Consider the following 338-nt stretch of genomic DNA (forward strand, 5'->3'; position numbering starts at 1 on the left):
CACGAACGACGCGGCATCGGCCGTCACGCGTCTGACCGACATGGGCGTCGAGCCGTATCTGCTCGCCTCGTCGCTGCTCGGCGTGCTCGCGCAGCGGCTGGTGCGGCGACTGTGCCCGGTGTGCCGCTCAGAGCGCACCGAGGAAGACGGTAGCAAGCGCTGGCATCCGGTCGGCTGCGACCGTTGTGGGCAATCCGGTTACGCGGGACGGCGCGGCGTCTACGAGCTGCTGCTGATCGACGAAACGATCCGCTCGCTGATCCACCGCAACGCGGCCGATGCCGAAATTCTCGAAGCGGGCCGCGCCCAAGGCATGCGCACGCTGCGCGAGGATTCGG

General features: G+C 68.9%; 1 protein-coding gene. It reads left to right on the forward strand.

What is annotated here, in order from left to right; all coding sequences use genetic code 11:
- On the forward strand, window positions 1-338 hold a 338-nt coding region (locus AB3X86_RS38420), incomplete at both ends, for a GspE/PulE family protein (protein ID WP_368599917.1).

This window comes from Paraburkholderia sp. BR14374, assembly GCF_040948685.1.
GTDB classification, from domain to species: Bacteria; Pseudomonadota; Gammaproteobacteria; order Burkholderiales; family Burkholderiaceae; genus Paraburkholderia; species Paraburkholderia youngii.